The organism is Sporosarcina sp. A2 (genome assembly GCF_050858885.1).
In the GTDB taxonomy this organism is placed as follows: Bacteria; Bacillota; Bacilli; order Bacillales_A; family Planococcaceae; genus Sporosarcina.
Map to the genome: position 1 here is coordinate 292,960 of NZ_CP193898.1, position 24,531 is coordinate 317,490.

Genomic DNA, 24,531 nt, shown 5'->3' on the forward strand with positions numbered 1-24,531 from the left:
TAGCTTCTGCAACTATCACGGTTACAACAATTGCTCCATTTACTGGTGACTTTCCTGATATGGAAATTGACGATAGTAAGATATTTCAAGTGAAATTCAATACACCACTTAAATTGGAACGAAATTATAATGAAGATATTTTAATTTCGAGATACGTGGACGGAACAGACATTTTTAACGGTATTATGACGAAAGTAGATCCTAATAATCCTAGCATTCTCTATGTCGCACCTAGTGAGCACTGGGAAAAGGGAACATTTTATCTCACTATTAAAAAAGGGTTACCCGAAAAGTCAGGAAGAGTGCTGATCCGTGACACGAAATTGAAGTTCATTGTTAATTAATATAATGAAACGTAGTAGGCCGTGTGATTAGATCACATGGCTATTTTTATATATACAGACATTAAAAGACCCGACGAAAGCATTCTGCAGTGGGACGTTTTATAAATATTCCTACAGGAGAATAATTATTCTAAATACAGTAAATGAATACGAATGCAACTTATAAAAAAAATTCATTCTTTCAAAATCCACTCGTAACAATGATGTAAGCGATTACAATAATGTTGTAAAAAACAGAAAAATCTAAAGGTATAGAAAAAACTATTTACATATAAAGAAACCGGTGATATATTGGATACATCGCATCTTTCAACTAGCGAAATACTAGACAAATCACACAGGGGGATAAGCCGAATGCTATCAAATCCACTAATTGCAACTGTATTAATTCTTTCATTAATTGCGCTCGGCGAATGGCTGTCCATAATCTCCAGAGCACGAATTCCGATGTTATTGACAGCGATGGTCGGATATTTAGTCCTCTCTTGGACAGGCATTTTCCCTAAAAACCTATTAGAAATCTCACAGTTCGCTGCACTCGGTGCTATTTTAATCGGACCGGCGATTGTTCATATGGGAACGATGATTCCATTTTCACTTGTCAAGACTCAGTATAAAGCCGTCATTATCGCGCTTGGCGGTGTTCTATTTTCAGGGATTTTGATTTTACTAATTGTCCCACTGATTTTCGATTATCCAACGGCAGTAGCAGGAATTGGCCCCATCAGCGGTGGGATTATTGCTTTACTTGTAACAACGGAGAAACTGAAAGAAATTGGTTTAACATCAATCGTTATTATTCCAGCCCTCGTAGTTGCATTCCAAGGTGTGGCAGGTATGCCACTAGCAATGCACTTCATGAAAAAATATGCGGGAGTTATGCAACGTCAAATTGACGATGGCACATTTGTTTCAATGACGGGAAATTCTATTACCGATGAGGATGATATCGAAGAAGTTGTTCCTAAGAAGAAAAATCCACTCCGTTCGAGTGCAGTACTCAAATTATTCTTCGTGTTTGCAGGTGCAGGCATCGGTGTGATGCTCGGCACAGTTACACCAATACACTACACATTATGGTGCTTAGTGATTGGAATCATTGGCCTAAAACTAGGGGTGTTTGAGTCAAGTGAATTAGAACGTGCAAATTCATTTACAATTACAATGATTGGAATCATCTTCGTTGTTATCGGTTCAATGGCTGGTGTAACACCGGGTCAGGTATTAGATAACTTGCCTGCTATTCTTACAATACTCGTGATTGGTACTATAGGTATTTCAATCGGAGGCTATCTCACTGCGAGACTTGTTAAGTGGAATCCATATAAAGGAATGCCTGTTGCGCTAACAGCGTTGTTCGGTTTCCCAGGAGACTACATCCTCTGTGAAGAAGTAAGTAGAAGTTGCGCACGCAATGAGAAAGAAGAAAAGCTGATTTTCAACGAATTGCTCGCACCGATGATAATCGGAGGATTCACGACTGTAACGGTTGCCTCTGTAGTCATCGCAGGTATATTAATCAAAACACTATAAAATGGAGGGTTTTTTATGACACAAACAATTATTAAAAATGGACTACTACTAGATGGAACAGGTACAGAACCGAAAGAAGGGCAAATTGTTGTTGTATCTGGGAATCAGATCGAATATGTTGGTGATGAAGCGGGGTATACGGTTACTGGAAATGAAACGATTATTGACGCACAAGGTGGTACAATCACTCCAGGCTTCATCGACACTCATGTTCATATGATGTTGGAATATGCACCTATGGCTGAGCGTCTAGCTACACCGTTTTCGTTCATGTACTATCAAGCTGCAGAGTATTTGAAAACGACATTACATGCGGGTGTTACTTCCGTTCGTGATGCACTCGGTACAGATCTCGGTGTGAAGAAAGCAGTGGAAGAAGGCCTGATTTCAGGACCACGGTTGCAGCTAAGCATTAATGCCCTCACGACAACAGGCGGCCACGGAGATGGCTATACAGTATCTGGAACTACAGTCGACTTGATCGCTTCAGATTATCCAGGAATGCCGAATGGAATGTGTGATGGAGTTGAAGAGGTGCGTAAGAAAACGCGTGAAATGCTAAGAGCTGGTGCAGAAGTCATTAAAGTTCACGCAACAGGCGGAGTATTGAGTGCAACGGATCATCCGGAATTCACTCAGTTTTCACTGGAAGAGCTGAAAGTAATTGTGGAAGAAGGGAAATTCCGCAAAAACACGCGTGTCATGGCACACGCACAAGGTGCAGAAGGTATCAAGAACGCAGTACGTGCAGGCATTCATTCGATTGAACATGGAATTTTCATAGACGACGAAGCGATTGACCTGATGCTTGAAAATGGAACGTATTTAGTGCCGACATTACTAGCGCCTGTTGCAGTACTTGAAACGGCAGACGCAACGGGAATGCCAGCAAGTGCTGTGAAAAAGTCGAAAGAAGTCATCCATCATCACATTGAAAGCTTCCAAAAAGCGTACAAAGCCGGAGTGAAAATCGCGATGGGAACAGATGCAGGGGTATTCAAGCATGGTACGAACTTACGTGAACTAGAGTTGATGTGCAACGCTGGGATGACGCCGATGGATGCGATTGTGGCATCGACAAAAACTGCAGCGGAATGTCTTGGATGGGAAGAAACAGTCGGCACGATTGAAGCCGGCAAACTTGCCGATATCCTCATTATTAAAGGCAATCCATTAGAAGATATTAAATCGTTAGCGAATCATGTTACAATCCAGGTTGTTATGAAAGACGGTAAAGTAGAAAAAGATATTCGATGATTGAACGTCCTCCATCTATATGCGTATGGAGGACGTTTTTTTATTCCAATTAATGTGGGAGACTTAGCCCTAAATACCTTACTTTGCGAAATTTGCCGTCGACTGTTGACGAAATCTGAAAACCTATCTAACATATAATTATTGTATTGGAAGTATTCAATATATTAAAGGGGGAGAAATGAGTGAGTTTGAAAGCATTCACGAAAGAATATATCGAGAAGCACGCTGCCTATTTTGAACAAGTGAGCGAGTACATTTTCTACCATCCTGAAACTCGTTTTGAAGAATATGAGTCTGCTAAGTACTTATCCGAGCAATGCGAGCAGCAAGGATTCAAAGTAGAGAGACGTGTTGGTGGAATTGAAACCGCATTCACCGCAACGTTTGGATCAGGAAAGCCGGTCATCGGATTTCTGGGGGAATTTGATGCACTACCCGAACTAAGTCAAGAACCAAATGAGATTGAAGAAAAACGGTGGGAGCGCCACATTGGTCATGGCTGTGGACATAATTTACTCGGAACTGGTGCCTTTGCAGCAGCTTGTGCGGCAAAAGCATACTTAGAACAACATGAGTTATCAGGCACGGTAATATTTTATGGTTGTCCAGGAGAAGAAGGCGGATCTGGAAAGACATTTATGGTACGTGAAGGCGTATTTGAAGGAACCGATCTTGCACTCACTTGGCACCCGTCACCAACCAACAGCATTATGAGCTTGAGCACACTTGCAAACATTCAAGTGTTCTATCGCTTTAAAGGGATTCCTTCACATGCAGCAAATTCACCACATTTAGGTCGCAGTGCACTGGATGCTGTAGAGCTTATGAACACAGGCGTTCAATATTTGCGTGAGCATATGCCAGATCAGGCGCGCATACATTATGCGATTACGAATACAGGTGGATTCGCACCGAACGTCGTCCAAGCCAATGCGGAAGTATTGTACTTAGTTCGCGATACAACAACAGAACGCGTTATGGATTTGTATGAGCGTGTGAACAAAATCGCTCAAGGGGCTGCGCTAATGACAGAAACGCAAATGACTGTCGAAGTGGACAAAGCTTGCTCGAATTACATCCCGAACCGTGCACTGGAGAAGATTTTATTCGAAAGTTTAGAGGAAATCGGTATCGAGCCACCTACTGAGGATGAAAAACAGTATGCACGAGGCATTTTTGAATCCCTCTCAGAAGGAGAGCAGAAAGATTACCTCGGTGTCATGAAAGGGTTCGGATACGTTGGAGATGGCTCTGAATTTACAGGCAAATACGTATCAGATTGCATCTCGCCTTACGAAATCCCAACTGAGATCTTAACGGCCTCAACTGACGTATCCGATGTAAGCTGGGTCTTGCCGACTGCGCAACTCTCAACCTCCACATCAGCACTAGGAACACCGCTACATACGTGGCAGATGACGAGTCAAGGACTATCACCAAACGCACATAAAGGAATGTTGCGAGCGGGAGCGTCCATGGCACTTGCAGCTCTAAAGATTTTTGAAAATGGGGAATTGTTAGTACCTATTCAAGCAGAGTTTGCGGAATTCTCGAAACAAAATCCGTACACGTGTCCAATACCTGAAGACGTTCAGCCTTCAGCACTTGGTAAGTGAAAAGAAGAGGGGGAATGAGAGTGGAAACAGCTAAGAAGGGGTTTTTTAACAAAATGTTAAATGGAATTGAACGGTTTGGGAACCGTTTACCAGATCCGTTTATCCTGTTCGTTTCTATGGCAGTAATAGTCATGATTGCATCTTTCATCTTCAGTTTATTTGATGCTTCGGTGAAGCACCCAGGTACTGGAGAAACGTTGCCGATAAACAACTTACTGTCGGGTGAAGGGTTGCAATATATTTTAGAATCGATGATTACAAACTTCACAGGCTTTGCTCCCCTCGGTATCGTTCTAGCGATGATGCTCGGAATTGGATTGACTGAAAAAGTTGGATTGTTCGACTATGCTATTAAGAAAACGATTATGAAGTCTCCTTCTTGGTTGCTCACGTATGCGGTCGCATTCGTAGGAATCATGGGAAATATTGCTTCAGATGCTGCAATGCTTCTCGTTCCACCTCTTGCAGCCATGATTTTCTATAAAGTAGGACGTCATCCACTCGCAGGTCTCGCAGTTGGATATGCTTCTGCCGGTGCAGGTTTTACAGCGAATTTATTCATTGTAGGTACGGACGCATTACTTTCAGGAATTTCAACGGAAGCTGCAAAAATCGTTGATGATTCGATTATCGTGACGCCAGTCGATAACTGGTATTTCAATATCGTTTCCGTGTTCATGCTAACGTTGCTCGCAGGTTTCATCACTTCTAAATTCATCGAACCTCGTCTAGGGAAATACGATGGAGACGCTGTTGAGTTGGAGATGGATGAAGAAGACCCGCGTTCGGGAAAAGCATTCCGTAACGCAGTAATCGCAGGACTTTTATATGTAGCAATACTTGCAGTAGGAATCTTTTGGCCAGACAGCCCACTTCGAAATGAAGACGGAGGAATGATTCCTTCACCGTTCATCACAGGAATTGTACCAATTATCCTCTTTATGTTCTTAGTAGTAGGCGTCACGTTTGGTATTTCAGTAGGTAAGATTAAGAGCGGTAAAGATATCGCAAGCTATATGGCTGAATCGATGAAAGATATGTCGGGCTATATCGTTCTAATCTTCGCGATTTCTCAGTTCATTGCTTACTTCGGTTGGTCGAATATCGGTACATGGATTGCTGTGAACGGTGCGAATTTCTTAGAATCTGTAAACTTTACTGGTATGGGCCTTATTATTGGTTATATCATTTTCACGGCACTCATGAACTTCTTGATCACATCAGGTTCTGCGAAGTGGGCACTTGAGGCACCGATTTTTGTGCCAATGTTTATGCAACTTGGCTATCATCCGGCATTTACACAAGTTGCCTATCGCGTTGCCGATTCATCCACCAATATTATAACGCCACTACTGCCTTACATGGTTGTTGTGTTGACGTTCATGCAGAAATACGATAAAAAAGCAGGAATTGGAACACTCATTTCACTCATGCTTCCGTTCTCAATCTGCTTCCTGATCGCTTGGATTCTACTTATTCTAGTATTCTTCTATGCGGGCATTCCATTCGGACCAGGCATCACACCATTCTATACACCTTAAGGAGGGAGCTAGATGGTTTACAAGATAGAAGAAAAATTGACGGCATGGCGACGCGATTTGCATCGCTATCCTGAACAAGGCTTTTTGGAAATGCGCACGGCGTCTAAAGTGGCGGCGGAAGTAACGCGACTCGGATTTGCGGTCAGACTTGCAGAAGATGTCATGGCGGTACATGAAATGATGGGCACGCCACCCTTGAAAACGCTTGTGGACCACTATAAGTGGGCGATGGAAAATGGTGCTGAACCAGAATTTATCGAACACTTCGCGTCAGGCTGTACAGGAGTTGTTGCAGACTGGGATACAGGTAGACCAGGGCCTGTAACAGTATTTCGTGTCGACATGGACGCTTTACCCATTCAGGAATCTTTCGATGAAGACCATGTGCCGGATCAGCTCGGATTTCGTTCCGTGAATGAAGGATCGATGCATGCATGCGGTCATGATGCCCATACAGCGATTGGAATCGGACTTGCGACGCTTGTCGCAGAAGATCCCGAAGCGATGAATGGCATTATCCGCATCGTGTTTCAGCCTGCGGAAGAAGGAACACGTGGCGCGAAGTCAATGACCGAAGCGGGCGTTGTTGACGACGCTGATTTCTTCATTGCATCGCATATTGGCACAGGGGTTCCACATGGTGAGTTCGTCGCTGCAGCAAACGGATTTATGGCAACGACTAAAATGGACGTTACGTTCCAAGGCCGAGCTTCGCACGCAGGGGCCCAGCCTGAAGAAGGGCGCAATGCGTTACTTGCAGCTGCAAGTGCTACGGTTAACCTCCACGCGATATCCCGTCATTCAGGTGGAGAATCCCGAGTGAACGTTGGTGAACTCCAAGGTGGGGGCGGCCGTAATGTCATCGCAGATACTGCTACTATGAAACTTGAGACTCGCGGACAAACGTCTGAAGTGAATGATTTTATTCGCAGCCAAGCCGAGAACGTCCTGCGTGGCGCTGCTGTTATGTATGACGTCGAATGTACAATTGACGTTGTCGGTGAAGCCATCAGCTGCAAATGCTCGGAAGGATTAGCGGCTATGGTCGGTTCAGTTGCAAAGGAAACGATGGGGATTACAAAAGTCCACAATGCCGACAATGCCTCTGCCGGCTCTGAAGACGCCACCTACTTCATGCAACGCGTGAAAGAGAACAAAGGCCAGGCAACGTATTGTATTTTTGGCACAGAACTAGCAGCGGGTCATCATAACGAACGTTTTGACATTAAGGAAGACACACTTCCCGTCGCAGTCGATGTTTTGTATCGAACTGCTCTTGCATTGAATGGTAGAGAATAGAAAATGCCCGGTAGACCCGTTTATGAAAACGGATCTACCGGGTCTTTTTTGAAGTTGTGGAGAGAATATGAGCTACAGATGTTGGCTATTCCAATTTAGCACATGAATTGGTTGTCTTTATCGAGAAATTCATCGTTGTGTCAGAGAAGTGGGTGGATAGGTTGGAGAAAGATGATCTAGTGTCCGAGAAACCTGCCTAAGTGTCCGACAATCCCACGGAACTGTCGGAGAACGCAGAAAACGTACTGTGCAACGGGATGACCTTCCCTAAAAGCGCGAAGCGCCACCAATCAAGTACTTGAATTGTAGTCTGATGCGGATAAATTCTTCCAAGTTGCCGATTGTTCCGTTGAAACTTCCGATTCAAGCTTAGATTTTTCCGATACCCAGCACCATCCTGCCGATATGGACCTACAAATTTCCGATTCTACGCTATGAGTACCTTCAACTCACAGTTACTTTCTAGCATCTGGAGGCATTCTTCGAGTACACTGAAAATATACTTAAAGAAACAATCAGTTCTGGAGGTGAGGGTGTGGATTTTTGGCTGGAAGCAGAAATGATTATGAAATTGAGCATCTCCGCTGTTCTTGGCTTGGTCATTGGACTCGAACGTGAGCTAAAAAGCAAACCACTTGGGCTAAAAACAAGTCTTGTCATTAGTATCGTCAGTTGCCTACTTACCATTGTTTCTATTGAATCTGCATATTCGTTTCCAGATAGTACGAGCGGGGTAAAGATTCAAATGGACCCACTGCGGTTAGCCGCGCAAATCGTATCAGGAGTCGGATTCTTAGGCGCTGGGGTCATTTTACGGCGAGGGAATGAACGGATATCAGGACTTACGACTGCAGCTATGATTTGGGGAGCCGCTGGAATCGGTATTGCCGTAGGCGCAGGATTCTATATGGAAGCCATTTTTGGCGTGGTCTTACTAATATTAAGCGTTGAATTGATTCCATATCTAGTTATAAAACATGGACCTAAACGCTTGCGACATCAAGAGCTAACATTACGTATAAAAGTGAACGAACAATCGAGTATTGAAACGGTCATGGACGAATTAGCGCGACAACGATTTAATATTTATCAAACTAAAATTAAAGACCTAGACGAGCAAGACATGCATCTATTGGAAATCAAGGCCAGAGTCACTGGCAAACGTTCACTTCCGGAAATTTATAAACTAATAAAGCAAATTGAACACGTTCAAACAATTGAAGTTATTAGCTAACACGATCCAGAGAAAAAGGAGACGATTTGCACATGAAGCCATTTTCGCATACGACTCGAACGCATTGGTTACAACAACTTACCACTGCAAATTATGATGTAATTGTCATTGGTGGCGGTATTACAGGCACTGGTATTGCTTTAGATGCTTCTACCCGCGGATTAAAAACATTACTAATAGAGATGCAAGACTTTGCTGCAGGAACTTCTAGCCGATCTACGAAATTGGTTCATGGTGGACTTCGTTACTTAAAACAGCTGGAAGTGAAGCTTGTTGCAGACGTCGGTAAAGAACGTGCCATCGTTTACGAAAATGCACCTCACGTGACGCACCCGGAATGGATGTTATTACCATTTTATAAAAGTGGGACGTTTGGACAGTATTCGACTTCTGTCGGTCTACAAGTTTACGATTTTCTTGCAGGTGTGAAGAAGTCTGAGCGAAGAAAAATGTTATCTAAAGAAGAAGTGCTGGCTCGCGAACCACTGCTCAATCAGGAAGGCTTAGTTGGTGGTGGAGAGTACGTGGAGTATAGGACGGACGATGCGCGTTTAACGATTGAAGTCGCAAAACGCGCCCATGAACAAGGCGCAGATTTGCTGAATTATATGAAGGTGAATGGATTCCTCTATGGCGATGAAGGTCGTTTGAATGGTGTGGAAATGACAGACCAACTTACAGGCGAATCCTATTACACACACGGCAAAGTGATTGTGAATGCAGGTGGGCCTTGGGTAGAGCAAGTAATGGGAATGGATGAACCAATCGAAGGCAAAAAATTGCTACTAACAAAAGGGGTTCACTTAGTATTCGATCGATCCAATTTTCCACTACATCAACCGATTTACTTCGATACGCCAGACAATCGAATGATTTTTGCGATTCCGCGTAACGAAAAAACCTACGTAGGTACCACAGATACCGTTTACGACGCTGATTTGAAAAATCCCCAAATTACTGAAGAGGATAAACAGTATTTGTTGCATGCGATTAAGACAATGTTTCCAGATGCTGCAGTCGGGATGAATGTCATTGAATCTACGTGGGCCGGCGTGCGCCCGCTCATTCAGCAAGAAGGGAAAGGTCCTTCAGAAATTTCACGGAAAGACGAAGTTTGGGAGTCCTCGACTGGCTTGCTGACAATTGCCGGGGGCAAACTGACAGGCTATCGGAAAATGGCAGAGGAAATCATGGATATTGTAAGCAAAAAGCTGAAGAGCGAAGGAATGCCTGTCCGACCTTGCGTCACAAGGAATTTGCGACTTTCCGGTGGAGAGTTTACGCATTCATCCGAGTACCGGCCTTATGTGGAAAATCGAGCTACCGAGCTGACGAAGCTCGGTTTATCATTCCAAGATGGACTCAACATCGCATCGATGTATGGCACGAATACCGACCAAGTAGCTGAACTGGTGAGCCGAACAAATCCCGTGAGTCCATTGCCCCTAGCCATCCAACTAACTCTGCTTTATGCCATTGAATACGAAATGGCGTTGACGCCTGTAGATTATTTCATGCGTAGAACAGGTGCGATATTCTTCGACATTCATTGGGTTGAGAAGTGGATGCAACCAGTTATTGACTATATGAACGACATACTAAACTGGTCACACCAGCAGACAGAGCAATTCACTGAAGAGTTGGAAGCACGTATATCCGACTCAAAAGGGTACCCTAAGGGGTAAGTTTAGTGATGTCCGATCAAGGGAAGTAATCTAAATGAGTGAAGCAAAAGGAGGGCGAATTAGATGAACACATATAGTACAGAAACGACAAAATCGCGTGACGAAGCGGTGAAAGCAATCGAAGCAGCATTGCAAGAAGCGAAGTTTGGCGTCCTGTGGAACTTTGACTTGAGTGCAAAACTGGAAGAAAAGGGCGTGCAACCGCCTGCTCCATACACAGTTCTCGAAGTGTGTAATCCATCAATCGCTGCGAATGTCTTAAGTGCAAACTTGCTCGCAGGCGCATTCCTTCCTTGCAAGATCGTGGTGTTTGAAGAAGCTGGCCTAACAAAAATCGCCATGCCTCTTCCTACAAAACTTATGGAAGACTTCGGTGATAAAACCATTCTTGCGACAGCTAAAGAAGTGGAACAGCAGCTCATCAGCTGCATCGACCAAGCCGCTGCAGTATAATCAAATTCTGAGAAGCGCCCTAGAGATGGGGCGCTTTTTCTATGGCTACGGAAAGCGCTCGTAAAACACGAAAAGTGATCATAAATCAGGGGAAGCGCTCATAAAACGCGAAAAGTGATCATAAGCCAGGGAAAGCGCTCATAAAACGCGAAAAGTGATCATAAGCCAGGGAAAGCGCTCATAAAACGCGAAAAGTGATCATAACCAAGGGCAGGCGCTCATAAAAAACGAAAAGTGATCATAACCCATGGAAAACGCTCATAAAAAACGGAAAGTGATCATAACCTATGGAAAGCGCTCATAAAACGCGAAAAGTGATCATAACCCAGGGGAAGCGCTCATAAAACACGGAAAGTGATCATAATCCCGCTGGTCTGCTCATATCGCACGTCCCCGAGAATCATATCTCAAGCACACTCATTGACATCGAGTCTCCTGCAATGTAATATACGGTGTGAGGTATGTAACCAGCATATATTTTTTATTTAAAATTATACCCATGAGGGTAATTAAAGGTGGGATTCTTCACGTGAAAGAAGTAACTGTACAAGAAGTTCAAAAATTACTAGCAGCGAAAGAACCTATTGCATTAATTGATGTAAGGGAAGCAGATGAGCTTGGAAGTGGCAAAATTCCGGGTGTGATTCATATTCCACTAGGACTCCTTGAATTCAAATTACAAGATTTATCAAAAGATACTCCTTACATTATGGTTTGCCGATCAGGTGCACGTAGTGGACGTGCGACACAACTCTTGGAAAGTCATGGCTACCAAGCGACAAATATGGTCGGTGGCATGATGAACTGGGACGGAACGATAGAGTAATCCACGCGACCATGAGAACTGAGATGGAGGGAACTATATGATTGAAACAGCAAATGTACTTGATGCTAAAGGGCTTGCATGTCCAATGCCAATCGTACGTACCCGAAAAGCGATGAAAGACTTATCTGCTGGGGACATTTTGGAAGTATTGGCGACAGACAAAGGCTCTACAGCGGATATAAAAGCATGGGCCGCAAGTTCTGGTCACGCCTACTTAGGCACAGAAACCGAAAGTAATGTGTTGCATCACTTCTTGAAGAAAGATAGTGCAAATGTTGATGTGAAACAAGATATTCCAGTCATTGAACTGGATGAATTCACAAAAAAACTTGAACAAGATCCATCACTAACCATTATCGATGTCCGTGAATCGGATGAATTTAACGAAGCCCATATTCCAGGTGCCGTCCATATCGCACTCGGTGAAATAGAAACACGTATGAATGAGTTGGATAAAAGCTTGACAATCTACCTCATTTGTCAAACAGGTAGAAGAAGTGGGATCGCAGGAATCCAGCTAGAAGAAAATGGCTTCAAACACGTATACAACGTAGTACCAGGCATGACCGAATGGAAAAATCAAACAGACAAAAGGGGATATTAATTATGACAACACGTACAGCAATCATTGCAGCAAACGGTGGACTTTTCGACGCATACAAAGTATTCAATATCGCTACTGCAGCAGCAGCAAGTGAACACGAAGTAACCATCTTCTTCACATTTGAAGGGTTGAACTTAATCCACAAAGAAGCATCACAGCACTTACCATTACCTGAAGGCAAAGAATACTTTGCAGAAGGATTCAAAAATGCAAACGTGCCAGAGATTCCTGAACTGATTGCAATGGCACAAGAACTCGACGTGAAATTCATCGCATGCCAAATGACAATGGACGTCATGGGATTAGAAAAAGAGGCATTTGTAGACGGAATCGAAGTCGGTGGCGCAGTGACGTTCCTAGAGTTTGCGAAGGAAGCAGACGTAACGCTTACGTTTTAAATCAAGAATTAATCATAGAAAGAGGTTGAAATCATGACGGTTCGTTTGATGAATTCAAAAGAAGTGGCGCGCTACAGTGTAGACAAAAAGCCGCTCTTTATCTTAGATGTGCGCAATGAAGATGCGTTTGCAGATTGGAAAATTGAAGGGGAATCGATTCAATACTTGAATATCCCATACTTCGATTTGTTGGATGGTGTCGAAGAAATCAAAGGTGAAATCCCTTCGGATCGCGACATTCTCGTCGTTTGTGCGAAAGAAGGTTCTTCACAAATGGTAGCGGAAATGCTCTCTGAAGAGGGCTTAAACGTTGCATATCTTGAAGGCGGGATGAAGGCTTGGAGTGAATACTTGGAGCCTGTGAAAATAGGAACGCTGAAAAGTGGCGGAGAGTTGTACCAATTTGTTCGTCTAGGAAAAGGTTGTCTGTCTTATATGGTCATTGACCAAGGCAAGGGTGCAATCATTGATGCTACGCGTATGACGGATGTCTTCCTCAATTTCGCGAAAGAAAAGGAAGCAACAATTGAGCACATATTCGACACGCACTTACACGCAGACCACATTTCCGGTGGACGTGTCATTGCTGAAAAAACGGGTGCGAACTATTATTTGCCGGTTCAGGATGCAGAAGAAGTTGTGTTTGACTTTAACGAGTTAGTAGATGGTCTTCAAGTAACGGTCGGAAATACGTCGATTGAAGCTATATTCTCACCAGGACATACAAGTGGATCGACATCTTTTGTTGTGGATGACACGTATTTGCTAACGGGCGATATTCTATTCATCGACTCGATTGGACGCCCGGATCTTGCGGGAATGGCGGAAGATTGGGTAGGTGACTTGCGTACGACTCTCTACGAGCGTTATGAACAATTGTCGGAAAAGCTCGTCGTACTACCTGCGCACTTCATGGAGATGAAAGAAGTGAATGCAGACGGCAGCGTTGCAAAGAAATTGAGTGTACTATTTACAGAGAATCATGGATTGCAAGTTGAGGATGGAAACGAATTCCGCGCACTCGTTACGGAAAACTTACCGTCACAACCGAATGCCTATCAAGAAATACGTAAAACAAACATGGGTGTACTCACTCCAGACGTTGAAACACAACGCGAGATGGAAATTGGGCCAAACCGGTGTGCCGTTCGATAACTAAGGAGGAATTTAACCATGAAAACAGATCATTTTTTAGATGCAACGGGCTTGTCATGTCCGATGCCAATCGTCAAAACACGTAATGCCATGAAAGATATGAATTCAGGAGAAATACTTGAAGTGAAGACAACAGACAAAGGCGCAAAAGCCGATTTAACTGCCTGGACGAAGTCGGGTGGACACGTATTGCTAGAGCAAACAGAGGCAGATGATGTCTTTACGTTCTTTATTAAAAAAGGATAAGTTTGAATGGAGAAGGGTGTCACGAGTGCCACCTTCTTTTCCTTGAAAGAAGGGTTAAGAGATGAGTGTTAGCTTCATCGTTGTTTTATTTTTAATTGGATTTATTGGTTCGTTTTTATCCGGAATGGCGGGAATTGGCGGTGCAATCGTAAAATACCCGATGCTTTTGTACATCCCACCGTTATTCGGATTAACCGCGTTGACAGCCCATGAAGTGAGTGGAATCAGCGCAGTGGAAATCTTCTTTGCAACGATTGCGGGAGTTCTTGCGTATCGTGGGACCGGACTTTTGCACAAAACGCTCATCCTTTACATGGGTGGCGCGGTATTGGTGGGAAGTTTCATAGGAGGGCTCGGGTCGAGTATGCTGTCTGAACAAGCGGTCAATTTGGTGTACGGCGTCCTTGCTCTTATCGCTGCCGTCTTGTTATTCATTCCACGAAAAAAAGTGGAGGACCGACCTGCCAGTGAAGTGACGTTCAACAAATGGCTGGCAGCTGGACTTGCGTTTGTAGTGGGACTCGCTTCAGGAGTTGTCGGAGCGGGCGGCGCATTTGTGCTCGTGCCAATTATGTTAACCGTACTCGCTATTCCGACTCGGATTACGATTGCCTCATCACTTGCCATCACATTCATTTCATCGATTGGTTCCGCAACAGGCAAAATCGCGACGGGCCAAGTGTTATGGGGTCCTGCGCTTGTTCTAATTGTAGCGGCGATCATTGCAGCTCCACTCGGTGCAAAGTTCGGTCAGAAAGTGAATCCGAATGTGTTGAAATGGGTACTAGCGGTACTAATTGTTGCAACTGCCATCAATATTTGGAGCGATTTGTTATAACAGATTCAACCGTCGGTGTATGATAAGATACAACTCGTATTGTTATTGAACCGGAGGCTATTATGACAAATCGTAACAAAGGAATTTTACTTTTATTAGCGTCGGCTTTCGGGTTTTCACTCATGACCGCATTTGTGAAATTATCTGGGGATGTCCCGACGATGCAGAAAACAATTTTCCGTAATGGAGTATCGATGATTATCGCATTTTTCTTCGTAATTCATTTTAAGGAAAGCCTATTCGGCAAACGGGAAAACCAACGTTTGCTATTGCTCCGGTCCGCACTTGGCGCTATTGGTATCGTATTATTCTTCTATGCGATTGACCATCTCGTCCTTGCAGATGCAGATATGCTCAACAAAATGAGCCCGTTTTTCACAATTGTGTTTGCGGCACTATTTTTGAAAGAGCATGTCAAACCGTTTCAACTATATAGTATTTTAATAGCATTTCTAGGGACACTGTTCATCATCAAACCATCATTTTCACTAGACATCATTCCCTATGCAGCTGGAGTATTATCCGCAGTATTCGCAGGCGGTGCATACACCGTATTACGTGCACTCGGTAGTCGTGAAAAGTTTTACACGGTCGTCTTTTACTTCTCAACATTCACGACGGTTGTGCTGTTGCCGTTCGTTATCTTCACTTACCAAACAATGACGCTGAAACAGACGGTGTATTTATTAGCAGCAGGAGTGTTCGCGACTGTGGGCCAATTTGGAATTACACTCGCGTATAAGTACGCACCAGCTAAAGAGATTTCGGTGTTCAACTATTTCACAGTAGTTTTCTCAGCGATACTCGGATTTGTACTTCTCGGTCAAATACCGGATATCTACAGTTTCATCGGGTATATTATTATATTCGGCTCCTCATTCTATATGTTTTTGCGCAGCAAAGGCGGAGAAGAAGTACCTGCAGAATTGACCAGAAAAGAATAAACGTTGTTATGATTAAAACCCTCTTACTCACGAAGTTTCGTGGGCACGAGGGTTTTTTGCGTTACTCGAATAGTTGGTTGGCATCTGGACCGAATGTGTCTTTCAACAATTTCTGCTTTCGGGTTTCAATCTGCACCGCAAGTTCGTCCGCTAGACGTTGCAAATCGGCAATTTCTTTCAGCTCTTTCTGCAGCGCTTTTTTAGAAAGCAAGTCGCCTTGGTCGAAGTAATCGATTTCCTGTTGGACACGGGCAAGTGTGTGGTGGCGCTTCATAGCACCCGCTGCGCTACGTAGTTCTTCTTTCATAATCTGTTCTTTTTGTGCATGTAATTGTTCGATTGTCCCCATGTGGATCATCTCCTTAAAATTTGCCGAACAAAAAACTCTTCCCCCGAAAGAGAAGAGTTGCTTGCGCAAATTTCTCCTCATCGGCCAGGTTTCCCTGTTGGCAGCAGCACCTTGCGTGAGCAGGTTGCTGAGACGTCTTCGGGCCAAGTCCCTCGGTCTCTCTGGATAAGAAAAGAGTCGTTCGTTTAGTTAGGTTAAGTGTAGCATAACGCGCGAGGTAGGGCAATATGACATAGGAGTTCGTCTTGGATCACCTTAGAGCGGGGCTGAATGGCGGCGGGGCCGTTCTCCGACACTCGTCTCAGTTTCCCCATCACAACGCAGCATTTCTTTGTCAGCCGAGTGAAATTCTCGTTCACATGCTCCGATTTCTTCGACACCTAGCGAAGTTTGTCGATAACGGGACACAATTCAAGCACGTTAAGGGACTATGTGGTAGCGCTTCGCTTGTTTAGGGATGGGAAATAGGCCGTGAAGGAAGACATAGAAATCCATTTTGGATCACCTTAGAGCGGGGCTGAATGGCGGCGGGGCCGTTCTCCGACACTCGTCTCAGTTTCCCCATCACAACGCAACATTTCTTTGTCAGCCGGGTGAGTTTCTCATTCACATACTCCGATTTCTTCGACACATAGCGAAGTTTGTCGATAACGGGACACAATTCAAGCACGTTAAGGGACTATGTGGTAGCGCTTCGCTTGTTTAGGGATGAAGAATAGTGCCGTGAAGGAAGACATAGAAATCCATTTTGGATCACCGTAGAGTGGGGGGCTGAATGGCGGCGGGGCCGTTCTCCGACACTCGTCTCAGTTTCCCCATCACAACGCAGCATTTCTTTGTCAGTCGGGTGAGTTTCTCATTCACATATTCCGATTTCTCCGACACCTAGGGAAGTTTGTCGATAACGGGACACAATTCAAGCACGTTAAGGGACTATGTGGTAGCGCTGCGCACGATTTTAGATCGGGCTAATCGGATTCAAAAGGCTATGTGAGTATTGAATGTAGCTCCACATTTCCAAAATGAACCTATAGTACCAATTCTGAAAACTTAATTGACAACGATTCTCATTATCATTTATACTCGGTTCATTGAGAAAAATTCTCAATTAAAAAGGAGGAGTCAACTTGAAAAAATATATAATAGCTATCATGGTAAGTGCACTTATCACCGCTCTCACAGCATGTGGAGCATCGGATTCAAAAGACGAGGGAGCTACGGAGAAAGCTCAAGTATCAGAAACAGCGAGCGCTAAAGATTCTCAAAGTGATAAGGTAAATGAGAATGGAACGATAGAAATCACAGATGCAATGGGACAGAAAATCACGTTTGAAGAACAACCATCCTCATTTGCGACGTTAAGTGGTGGAGAATTGGATATGTTACTAGCACTTGATGCAAATGTTGTAGGTCGCCCTTCATCACAAGGGGAACCTGCTGAAGCGTTAAAGAAAATTCAGGAAATCGGCAATCCCCATCAGCCAAATTTTGAAAAGATTGCTGAAGTGCATCCCGATGTACTGATCGCATCTCCAAGCTTTAAGCAACACGCAGCGAACTTGGAAGCGCAAGGCACGAAAGTTGTCTATACACAGGCAAACTCGGTTGAAGATATTTTGAAGACGCTTGAAATGTTTGGACAGATGGTTGGGAAATCTGACGAAGCCGATAAAGTGATTGCTGGTTTGAATGAGCAATTGGACGGTGTTGTAGATGCGGATAAAGCTGGCGTGAAGACACTTCTTGTCTACGGTTCACCTGGATCCTATTTAGCGGCCCTACCGAATTCATTGTCAGGAGATTTACTAGAACGTGCAGGGGGAGAGAACATTGCGTCTGATTTCCCTAAAGAAGAAAACTATCCACAGTATGCAAGTTTGAGTACGGAGAAAATTATCGAGCGCAATCCTGAAGCAGTTATGCTCATAACTCACGGAGATCCAGACGCAGTGAAAGCAGCGTTCCAAGGGGAAATGGAAAAGAACCCGGCGTGGAAAAACTTGGACGCTGTCAAAAACGGAAAGGTAACTGTTCTACCTTCGCATTTGTTTGGTACGAACCCAGGAACGAAAGTGGCAGATGCGCTTCAAGTGATGATCGATAGTTTGAAAGAAGCACAAAGTAAATGATTGCAGTCAACGAACGAACAAAAACGGAAGGCACGAGACATCCGTTGGCAAAACGACGCACGGCTGTACTGATTGGCTCAGCAGGAATACTCGTCCTTTCGGCGATTGCGAGTTTGATGATCGGTTCTGTTTCGTTTTCGTTCGATGAAATCATGAATGGGCTATTCAGTTCGGCGGATACGCTCGAACGACGTATCGTCTGGGAGTTGAGATTACCTCGCTTGCTCATTGGTCTGATCGTTGGCATGTGTTTAGCAACTTCTGGTGCAATCTTACAAGGAATTATGCGAAATCCTCTCGCGGATCCCGGGATTATCGGTGTGTCCTCTGGAGCAGGTCTTGCGGCTACAGTTGTAATGATTTTATTCCCTGCATATATCATGTTGCTACCTGCCGCTGCATTTCTAGGGGCACTTGTTACTGCGCTCATCATCTATGGGATGTCTTGGCGTGGTGGAACTTCCGCAGTTCGAATCATTCTTGTCGGGGTTGCAGTAAACGCTGTTATCGGAGCGTGTATGAGCGCATTGATGTTGTTATACAGCGACCGGGTTCAAGCTGTTTTGCCTTGGTTAGCTGGTGGAATCGCAGGTGCTGGCTGGGTCCAGTTCGGAACGATTATCTGGTATGCCCTCGCAGCGCTCGTTCTTTCAATATTCGCAATACCGCACATACGGATTTTACGATTAGGGGATGAAGTCGCAAAACTCCTCGGGCACAAAGTGGAGCGCAGCCGCTTTTACTTGATTGTCCTCAGTACGTTGCTTGCTGGAATCGCGGTGAGTGTGTCGGGGCTAATTGGTTTTGTCGGACTAGTCGTGCCACATATTATGCGTTCGCTTGTCGGTGGGGATCATCGGTTTCTATTGCCGGCTTCCGCACTTGGAGGTGCATTGCTCGTCGTAGTGGCGGACACCATCGCGCGAACTGTATTCAGTCCGATTGAATTACCGGTAGGAATTTTACTATCGTTCCTCGGTGGACCATTCTTCTTGTACTTAATCCAGAAACGGAGGGATTCGTTTGCTGACAGCTAAAGAAATTACCTATCGACAATCAGAATCGTTTTGCTTGAAGGATATCGATTTACACATTCCTCAAGGAGAAATCGTCAGTCTGATCGGTCCGAATGGCTCGGGCAAGTCGACATTCTTGCGCGTCATTTCCCGCTTACTTGCACCTGACGCGGGAGATGTCATTCTGGACGGACAACAAATTATCAAAATGGATACGAAAGAAGTGGCGAAAACGCTTGCGATGTTGCCGCAAATGCAAGACCATCAACTCGATTTAACAGTCGGGGAGTTGGTAGAATTCGGACGTCATCCGCACAGGTCACGACAAGGGAGGTTCACCACTGAAGATCGCGACGTGACAGAATGGGCGCTTGACGTCACGCATATGAAGCCATTTCGAAATCGCTTATTAAATTCGTTATCAGGCGGAGAACGACAGCGAGCGTGGATCGCGATGGCAGTTGCCCAACGTCCGAAAGTATTGTTGTTGGATGAACCCACGACCTATTTGGACATCGCTCACCAGCTTGAAGTGATGGAGCTAGTCAAAGAATTGAACGCTACATTCGGGATGACAATCGTCATGGTGCTCCATGATATTAACCAGGCAGCCCGCTATAGCGATCGTCTTGTCGTCTTGAAGGACGGATGCATCCGCTTTGACGGGATTCCGCAGTGTGTGTTGTGCAAAGACATGTTCCAGTCCATATTTGAGATTGATGCAGAGATTTTCATGAAGAATGGCATGTGCTTCTTCACACCCAATAAACTACAAAAGGATGATGACCATGAGACAAGACGGAGAGAAGAAAATGCAGCTGGATAGTGCACTAGTGAGAGAATTCATCGTAGCAGCGCACGGGAATTTATCCGAAGTGAAGTCCTTGCTTGCAAAGGAGCCGGCACTTGTCCACAGTGTCATGAACTGGGGCGGAGATGATTGGGAAAGTGGTCTTGGAGCAGCAGCGCATACGGGAAATCGCGAAATAGCTGAGTTACTACTTGCGAATGATGCACGGATGGACATCTTTTCAGCGGCAATGCTTGGTGATTTGGTCATCGTACGAAGCCTAATTGAGCGCTATCCACTCATGATAGATGCAAAAGGGGCACACGGAATTCCGTTAGTGCGTCATGCAGAGCGTGGCGGGGAAGCAGCTCGTCCGGTTCTTGAGTATTTGATGACTAAAAAGGAGGCGCTTGTATGAGCCAGATGACGGCTGTGAATGCAATCCGTATTGAAAGAGGAAGAGCGCAGGAAGTGGCAGATCGTTTTGCAAAACCAAAATCCGTTCATACATTTGAAGGCTTTGTACGGATGGAAGTATGGATGAAGGGAAATCTAGCAGAACACGATGAACTCCACATTTGTACAACGTGGGAAGATCAGAAATACTTCGACCAATGGCTTACTAGCCGTGAGAATGGAAAGGCACATGGACAATCATCCAAAGAGACAGATGCTTCTGAGAAAGCAACTTCCAATCCGATTCTTGGCAGTGAATTATCCATATTCACTACACTTGTGCAACATCTCCCAGCTACTACAAACGAATAAGTAGTGAACGTCTTGCCAATGCGCAGGGCGTTTTTTGTATACCAGAAAGTCTGCAGTTCATTCGCAACTGATGATAGGATAGCCGTAGGAAATCATTTAAAAGAAGTTCACTAGTTAAACTGAGTAGCTATTAGAATGAATTCTAAAAAGCCAACGAAACTTTTCTCAGACCACATCGTAAAAGAGTTATATAGAAGTTAAGCGAAAGGAAGAGACTTATGAAAAAGTTTTCCATTCCAATCGAAACGCACAAAACAACCATTCATCGGATTTTTGATGCGCTGTCTATCAGTGCTCTTGTTGCTGTTAGTACATATACCATTATAAGTTGGAAAGCGATGCCGGAAGAGGTTCCGATTCATCTAAATGGTTTAGGCGAAGTCGATAATTATGGATCGAAATGGACTTTGTTGCTATTACTCTTCATCAGTATAGGACTGTTTGCATTTCTTGAATTTTTGGAACGACATCCCGAATGGCATAATTATCCGAGTCGATTGAATGAAACGAACGCGCTCCAATTTTATCAAACAAGCCGGAGCTTATTAAATCAAGTCAAAGCGATTTCCGTCTTTATGATGGTATATATCCAGTGGAAAATCGTATGGATCGCTCTCGGGAAATCGAGTGCGCTCAGTATGTGGATTTTAGGTGGGCTGCTGACTTGGATGACAGCCATCATCATTATTGGTGTCTTACAACAACGAAAAATTAAATGAAAAAGAAGCATCTCTTTGCGAGAGAATGCTTCTTTTTGTCATTTTGAATTTTTATTTGCAGAAACTACCGTTGTCCACTTTCAGCTAGTCAGCTTCTTAAGGTTTTGAGCAGGGATAGTGAGCATCTCCTGTATAGATAGCTTTTTAATTCCTTCAGGTCCAATTCCCTAATTTGATTTTTCGTCATTCCCTCATTTGATAGTTGGCAGACACTGTTGATTGTAGCAGAGAGCGGCGACTCCGGAGGGTTCAGCGAAGCTAGAAGACCCTGGCCTAATCAAGGCGAGGGAAGCGACTGAAATCAAGCCCCTCGGAAAGCGTCCGCTCACAGCGAAAATCAACTCGCATGTTTAATCCTTTTGTAGAAGAAAAAAGACTGTAGGCAACCCAAAGATTTCTGGCGTTTGTCTACAGTCTGAGGCACTTTTTAATTCTAAGAGTTACTTAACGCTCACAAGCAATGCCGTCTTTATCTCGATCTAAGCCTTTATGAGTATTATACACAGCCGCATTTACAGTCGGTGCGAACCTCGTTTTTCCGCCTTTATTGCGAACTTTAGCATTCACCGCTACTCCGCCTTTATACGTTTGGTTTAACATTTTACAATTAGCGAATTTTGCAGGGGCAGCGTCAGCCGGTTGTGCAGGGATAGCTGAGACTCCTAAAGCGAGTACAGTTGCGGTAAGAATAGCTCCAATTTTTTTCATCAATAGCGCTCCATTCAATTACATCATTTACATAGAAGTATACAGCGTTACCAGATGATTGAAAAGATGTATAGTTAAAAATAGTGAATTTTTTACAGAAAGCAATCTGTCATTTAACAAAATGCTAAAGTCTTGTCAGTTAGAAGCTAACTAAATCTTGTTCATTGTCAAACAAGAATTCTTTCTGCATAATGATAAGAATACAATATGGAGGTGACGTGTATGTTGGGGCAAATTAAAGGACAATTGAGTCGATTTTCAAAAACTGAACTGCGCATTGCTGATTATATTTTAAACCATGCAGAACTGATTCCCACAATGACGACGAAGGAATTAGCTGCGAAAACTGACGTCAGTGAAGCATCCGTCGTACGCTTTACGAAATCAGTTGGGATTGGTAGTTTCAAGGCGTTCAAAATTTTGCTAGCACAAGAACTTGCAACGACTGAAGATTACATAACGGATTTTTCAATTACACAGAAAAAAGACTCACCCTATGAGTTGTTTCAGAAAGTCGTTCATGTAAACCGGGGGGCCATCGATTTACTGCTTGCTTCTTTAGAAAAGAAGGAACTAGAGAAAGCGGTCAAAGCCTTTCAATCTGCACAACGGATTCTATTTTATGGTGTTGGTGGTTCAGCGATTGCTGCGATGGATGCACAATTTAAATTTGCAAAACTCGGATACCAAGTAGAATATCATGCGGATTTCCACTATATGTTGTCGGTCATCCCGTTCTTAAAAGAAACGGATATTTTCGTTGCAATCAGTATGTCAGGTGAAACAAAAGACGTCATTGAATTAGCACGATTTGCGAAAAAACAAGGTGCGGTCTTAATTGCCATTACAAACTTAAATAAATCTCCACTATCGAAAGAGTGCGATATTCAACTCGCAACGCCTATCGTCGAAAAAGATTTCCGGGTAGGGAGTATTACGTCACGCATGACGCAATTGACGGTAATCGATAGCGTATACATTAGCCTCGTTAACCAAATGGGGGAATCCATTATCGATCGCTATCAAAATGCACGTGAACAAGCAGTGAAATTGAGGAGGTAATTAATTTTTTGGTTAAATGAAACTTAGTTTCACGAAAACATCGTATTCTATTGACTTATAATTTCTTGTGGGCGTACAATAGATATAGAAGTACACTGAAAGGAGTGGGGGAAATGCTTGAAAAGTTAGGGACAGAGCAACGAAATCCAAAAACGATGTCACTCGATACGATGAGTATTGCAGATGTGCTCGGAGCAATGAACAAAGAAGATGCATCCGTTATCGAAGTGATTCAACAACAACTTCCGAAAATTGAAGAGACGGTTGTTGCCGTTATTGATTCCTTCCAAAGGGGAGGTCGCCTTATCTATGTAGGTGCTGGAACGAGTGGAAGACTCGGTATTTTGGATGCGGTGGAATGTGTGCCGACGTTCGGTGTATCGCCGGATATGGTTGTTGGGTTAATAGCTGGAGGATTGAAAGCGTTCACAAAAGCAGTCGAGGGTGCAGAAGACGATTCGCAACTCGGAGTCAAAGACTTAAAAGAAATACATCTCAATGAAAACGATACGGTGATTGGAATTGCAGCAAGTGGCAGGACACCATACGTTATCGGTGCGCTCGATTATGCTCGCGAGACCGCAGCCCACACCGTTAGCATCAGCTGCAATGAACATGCTGAAATGAGCAGTCATGCGGAGATTGTAATTGAACTCCCGACAGGCCCAGAAGTATTGACCGGATCAACACGTTTGAAAGCAGGAAGCGCTCAAAAAATGGTGTTGAACATGATTTCCACTGCTTCGATGATTGGAATCGGGAAAGCGTATCAGAACTTGATGATTGACGTACAAGCGACGAATCTGAAATTAGAAGAACGTTCAAAACGCATTATTATGGAAGCAACAGATGTAGACTTACATACAGCAGCGCACTTTTATGAGGCTTCTGGAAAACATGTGAAAACGGCAACGGTTATGATTTTGCTAGATTGTACGAAAGAACAAGCGATGGAACGAATTGAAGCAACAGGCGGATTTGTTCGAAAAGCGACTCAACAAGCATAAAGGTTACTAG

General features: G+C 44.0%; 26 protein-coding genes and 1 riboswitch. Of the genes, 24 read left to right on the forward strand and 2 right to left on the reverse strand.

The window, feature by feature from the left end:
- Nucleotides 1–59: 59 nt before the first annotated feature.
- From ACRPI0_RS01285 to ACRPI0_RS01360, 16 genes are all read left to right on the forward strand, one after another.
- On the forward strand, nt 60–344 hold the full coding sequence (locus ACRPI0_RS01285) for a hypothetical protein (RefSeq protein ID WP_432354269.1): 285 nt from the start codon (nt 60–62) through the stop codon (nt 342–344).
- Nucleotides 345–698: 354 nt separating this feature from the next.
- Nucleotides 699–1,877 carry a hypothetical protein gene (locus tag ACRPI0_RS01290; protein WP_432354270.1) on the forward strand — a complete coding sequence of 393 codons (1,179 nt, stop codon included), beginning with the start codon at nt 699–701 and terminating at the stop codon, nt 1,875–1,877.
- 15 nt (nt 1,878–1,892) lie between these two features.
- Entirely contained in the window at nt 1,893–3,134 is a 1,242-nt protein-coding gene (locus ACRPI0_RS01295; RefSeq protein ID WP_432354271.1) for an amidohydrolase family protein, read from the forward strand.
- 188 nt (nt 3,135–3,322) lie between these two features.
- Nucleotides 3,323–4,750 carry an amidohydrolase gene (locus tag ACRPI0_RS01300; RefSeq protein ID WP_432355854.1) on the forward strand — a complete coding sequence of 476 codons (1,428 nt, stop codon included), beginning with the start codon at nt 3,323–3,325 and terminating at the stop codon, nt 4,748–4,750.
- 14 nt (nt 4,751–4,764) lie between these two features.
- Nucleotides 4,765–6,291 carry an AbgT family transporter gene (locus tag ACRPI0_RS01305; RefSeq protein ID WP_432354272.1) on the forward strand — a complete coding sequence of 509 codons (1,527 nt, stop codon included), beginning with the start codon at nt 4,765–4,767 and terminating at the stop codon, nt 6,289–6,291.
- Nucleotides 6,292–6,303: 12 nt separating this feature from the next.
- Complete coding sequence (locus ACRPI0_RS01310) at nt 6,304–7,590, forward strand: amidohydrolase (RefSeq protein WP_432354273.1); 1,287 nt, start codon at nt 6,304–6,306, stop codon at nt 7,588–7,590.
- Between the two features lie 547 nt (nt 7,591–8,137).
- Entirely contained in the window at nt 8,138–8,824 is a 687-nt protein-coding gene (locus tag ACRPI0_RS01315) for an MgtC/SapB family protein (RefSeq protein WP_432355855.1), read from the forward strand.
- 32 nt (nt 8,825–8,856) lie between these two features.
- On the forward strand, nt 8,857–10,509 hold the full coding sequence (locus ACRPI0_RS01320; protein ID WP_432354274.1) for a glycerol-3-phosphate dehydrogenase/oxidase: 1,653 nt from the start codon (nt 8,857–8,859) through the stop codon (nt 10,507–10,509).
- Nucleotides 10,510–10,572: 63 nt separating this feature from the next.
- A complete protein-coding gene (locus tag ACRPI0_RS01325; protein WP_432354275.1) occupies nt 10,573–10,962 on the forward strand; it encodes a DUF302 domain-containing protein in 390 nt (129 codons plus the stop codon).
- A gap of 529 nt (nt 10,963–11,491) precedes the next feature.
- Entirely contained in the window at nt 11,492–11,788 is a 297-nt protein-coding gene (locus ACRPI0_RS01330) for a rhodanese-like domain-containing protein (protein ID WP_432354276.1), read from the forward strand.
- Between the two features lie 37 nt (nt 11,789–11,825).
- A complete protein-coding gene (locus ACRPI0_RS01335; RefSeq protein ID WP_432354277.1) occupies nt 11,826–12,392 on the forward strand; it encodes a sulfurtransferase TusA family protein in 567 nt (188 codons plus the stop codon).
- A gap of 2 nt (nt 12,393–12,394) precedes the next feature.
- Nucleotides 12,395–12,790 (forward strand): DsrE/DsrF/DrsH-like family protein, encoded by a 396-nt coding sequence (locus ACRPI0_RS01340; protein ID WP_432354279.1) that lies wholly within the window; start codon nt 12,395–12,397, stop codon nt 12,788–12,790.
- A gap of 33 nt (nt 12,791–12,823) precedes the next feature.
- The gene (locus tag ACRPI0_RS01345) at nt 12,824–13,945 is read left to right on the forward strand and encodes an MBL fold metallo-hydrolase (RefSeq protein WP_432354281.1); all 1,122 of its coding nucleotides are present in this window, start codon (nt 12,824–12,826) and stop codon (nt 13,943–13,945) included.
- Between the two features lie 18 nt (nt 13,946–13,963).
- A complete protein-coding gene (locus tag ACRPI0_RS01350) occupies nt 13,964–14,191 on the forward strand; it encodes a sulfurtransferase TusA family protein (protein WP_432354283.1) in 228 nt (75 codons plus the stop codon).
- 61 nt (nt 14,192–14,252) lie between these two features.
- Nucleotides 14,253–15,029: a sulfite exporter TauE/SafE family protein gene (locus ACRPI0_RS01355; RefSeq protein ID WP_432354285.1), complete on the forward strand. Its 777-nt coding sequence runs from the start codon at nt 14,253–14,255 to the stop codon at nt 15,027–15,029.
- A gap of 62 nt (nt 15,030–15,091) precedes the next feature.
- Nucleotides 15,092–15,973, forward strand: coding sequence for a DMT family transporter (locus ACRPI0_RS01360; protein ID WP_432354286.1), 882 nt, complete (start codon nt 15,092–15,094; stop codon nt 15,971–15,973).
- Nucleotides 15,974–16,034: 61 nt separating this feature from the next.
- On the opposite strand, the gene ACRPI0_RS01365 is transcribed toward ACRPI0_RS01360, so the two are convergent.
- The gene (locus ACRPI0_RS01365; RefSeq protein ID WP_432354287.1) at nt 16,035–16,322 is read right to left on the reverse strand and encodes a hypothetical protein; all 288 of its coding nucleotides are present in this window, start codon (nt 16,320–16,322) and stop codon (nt 16,035–16,037) included.
- Between the two features lie 74 nt (nt 16,323–16,396).
- Nucleotides 16,397–16,494, reverse strand: a riboswitch (SAM riboswitch).
- Nucleotides 16,495–17,449: 955 nt separating this feature from the next.
- Here ACRPI0_RS01365 and ACRPI0_RS01370 point away from each other — a divergent pair.
- From ACRPI0_RS01370 to ACRPI0_RS01395, 6 genes are all read left to right on the forward strand, one after another.
- Nucleotides 17,450–18,451 carry an ABC transporter substrate-binding protein gene (locus ACRPI0_RS01370; RefSeq protein WP_432354288.1) on the forward strand — a complete coding sequence of 334 codons (1,002 nt, stop codon included), beginning with the start codon at nt 17,450–17,452 and terminating at the stop codon, nt 18,449–18,451.
- A complete protein-coding gene (locus ACRPI0_RS01375) occupies nt 18,448–19,488 on the forward strand; it encodes a FecCD family ABC transporter permease (RefSeq protein WP_432354289.1) in 1,041 nt (346 codons plus the stop codon). Before ACRPI0_RS01370 ends, ACRPI0_RS01375 begins: the two co-directional genes overlap by 4 nt.
- Entirely contained in the window at nt 19,475–20,293 is an 819-nt protein-coding gene (locus tag ACRPI0_RS01380) for an ABC transporter ATP-binding protein (protein ID WP_432354290.1), read from the forward strand. Before ACRPI0_RS01375 ends, ACRPI0_RS01380 begins: the two co-directional genes overlap by 14 nt.
- The gene (locus ACRPI0_RS01385) at nt 20,256–20,675 is read left to right on the forward strand and encodes an ankyrin repeat domain-containing protein (RefSeq protein WP_432354291.1); all 420 of its coding nucleotides are present in this window, start codon (nt 20,256–20,258) and stop codon (nt 20,673–20,675) included. Before ACRPI0_RS01380 ends, ACRPI0_RS01385 begins: the two co-directional genes overlap by 38 nt.
- Nucleotides 20,672–21,025 (forward strand): antibiotic biosynthesis monooxygenase, encoded by a 354-nt coding sequence (locus tag ACRPI0_RS01390; protein ID WP_432354292.1) that lies wholly within the window; start codon nt 20,672–20,674, stop codon nt 21,023–21,025. Before ACRPI0_RS01385 ends, ACRPI0_RS01390 begins: the two co-directional genes overlap by 4 nt.
- A gap of 218 nt (nt 21,026–21,243) precedes the next feature.
- Nucleotides 21,244–21,744 carry a DUF1648 domain-containing protein gene (locus ACRPI0_RS01395; protein WP_432354293.1) on the forward strand — a complete coding sequence of 167 codons (501 nt, stop codon included), beginning with the start codon at nt 21,244–21,246 and terminating at the stop codon, nt 21,742–21,744.
- A 444-nt stretch (nt 21,745–22,188) separates the two neighbouring features.
- Here the strand turns inward: ACRPI0_RS01395 and ACRPI0_RS01400 are convergent, their stop codons facing one another.
- Nucleotides 22,189–22,452, reverse strand: a complete 264-nt coding sequence (locus ACRPI0_RS01400) for an excalibur calcium-binding domain-containing protein (protein WP_432354294.1) — start codon at nt 22,450–22,452, stop codon at nt 22,189–22,191.
- A gap of 222 nt (nt 22,453–22,674) precedes the next feature.
- Between ACRPI0_RS01400 and ACRPI0_RS01405 the strand changes: the two genes are divergently transcribed.
- Both ACRPI0_RS01405 and murQ read left to right on the forward strand, forming a co-directional pair.
- Nucleotides 22,675–23,514, forward strand: a complete 840-nt coding sequence (locus ACRPI0_RS01405) for a MurR/RpiR family transcriptional regulator (RefSeq protein WP_432354295.1) — start codon at nt 22,675–22,677, stop codon at nt 23,512–23,514.
- A 113-nt stretch (nt 23,515–23,627) separates the two neighbouring features.
- The gene (gene murQ, locus ACRPI0_RS01410; protein ID WP_432354297.1) at nt 23,628–24,521 is read left to right on the forward strand and encodes an N-acetylmuramic acid 6-phosphate etherase; all 894 of its coding nucleotides are present in this window, start codon (nt 23,628–23,630) and stop codon (nt 24,519–24,521) included.
- Nucleotides 24,522–24,531 lie beyond the last annotated feature (10 nt).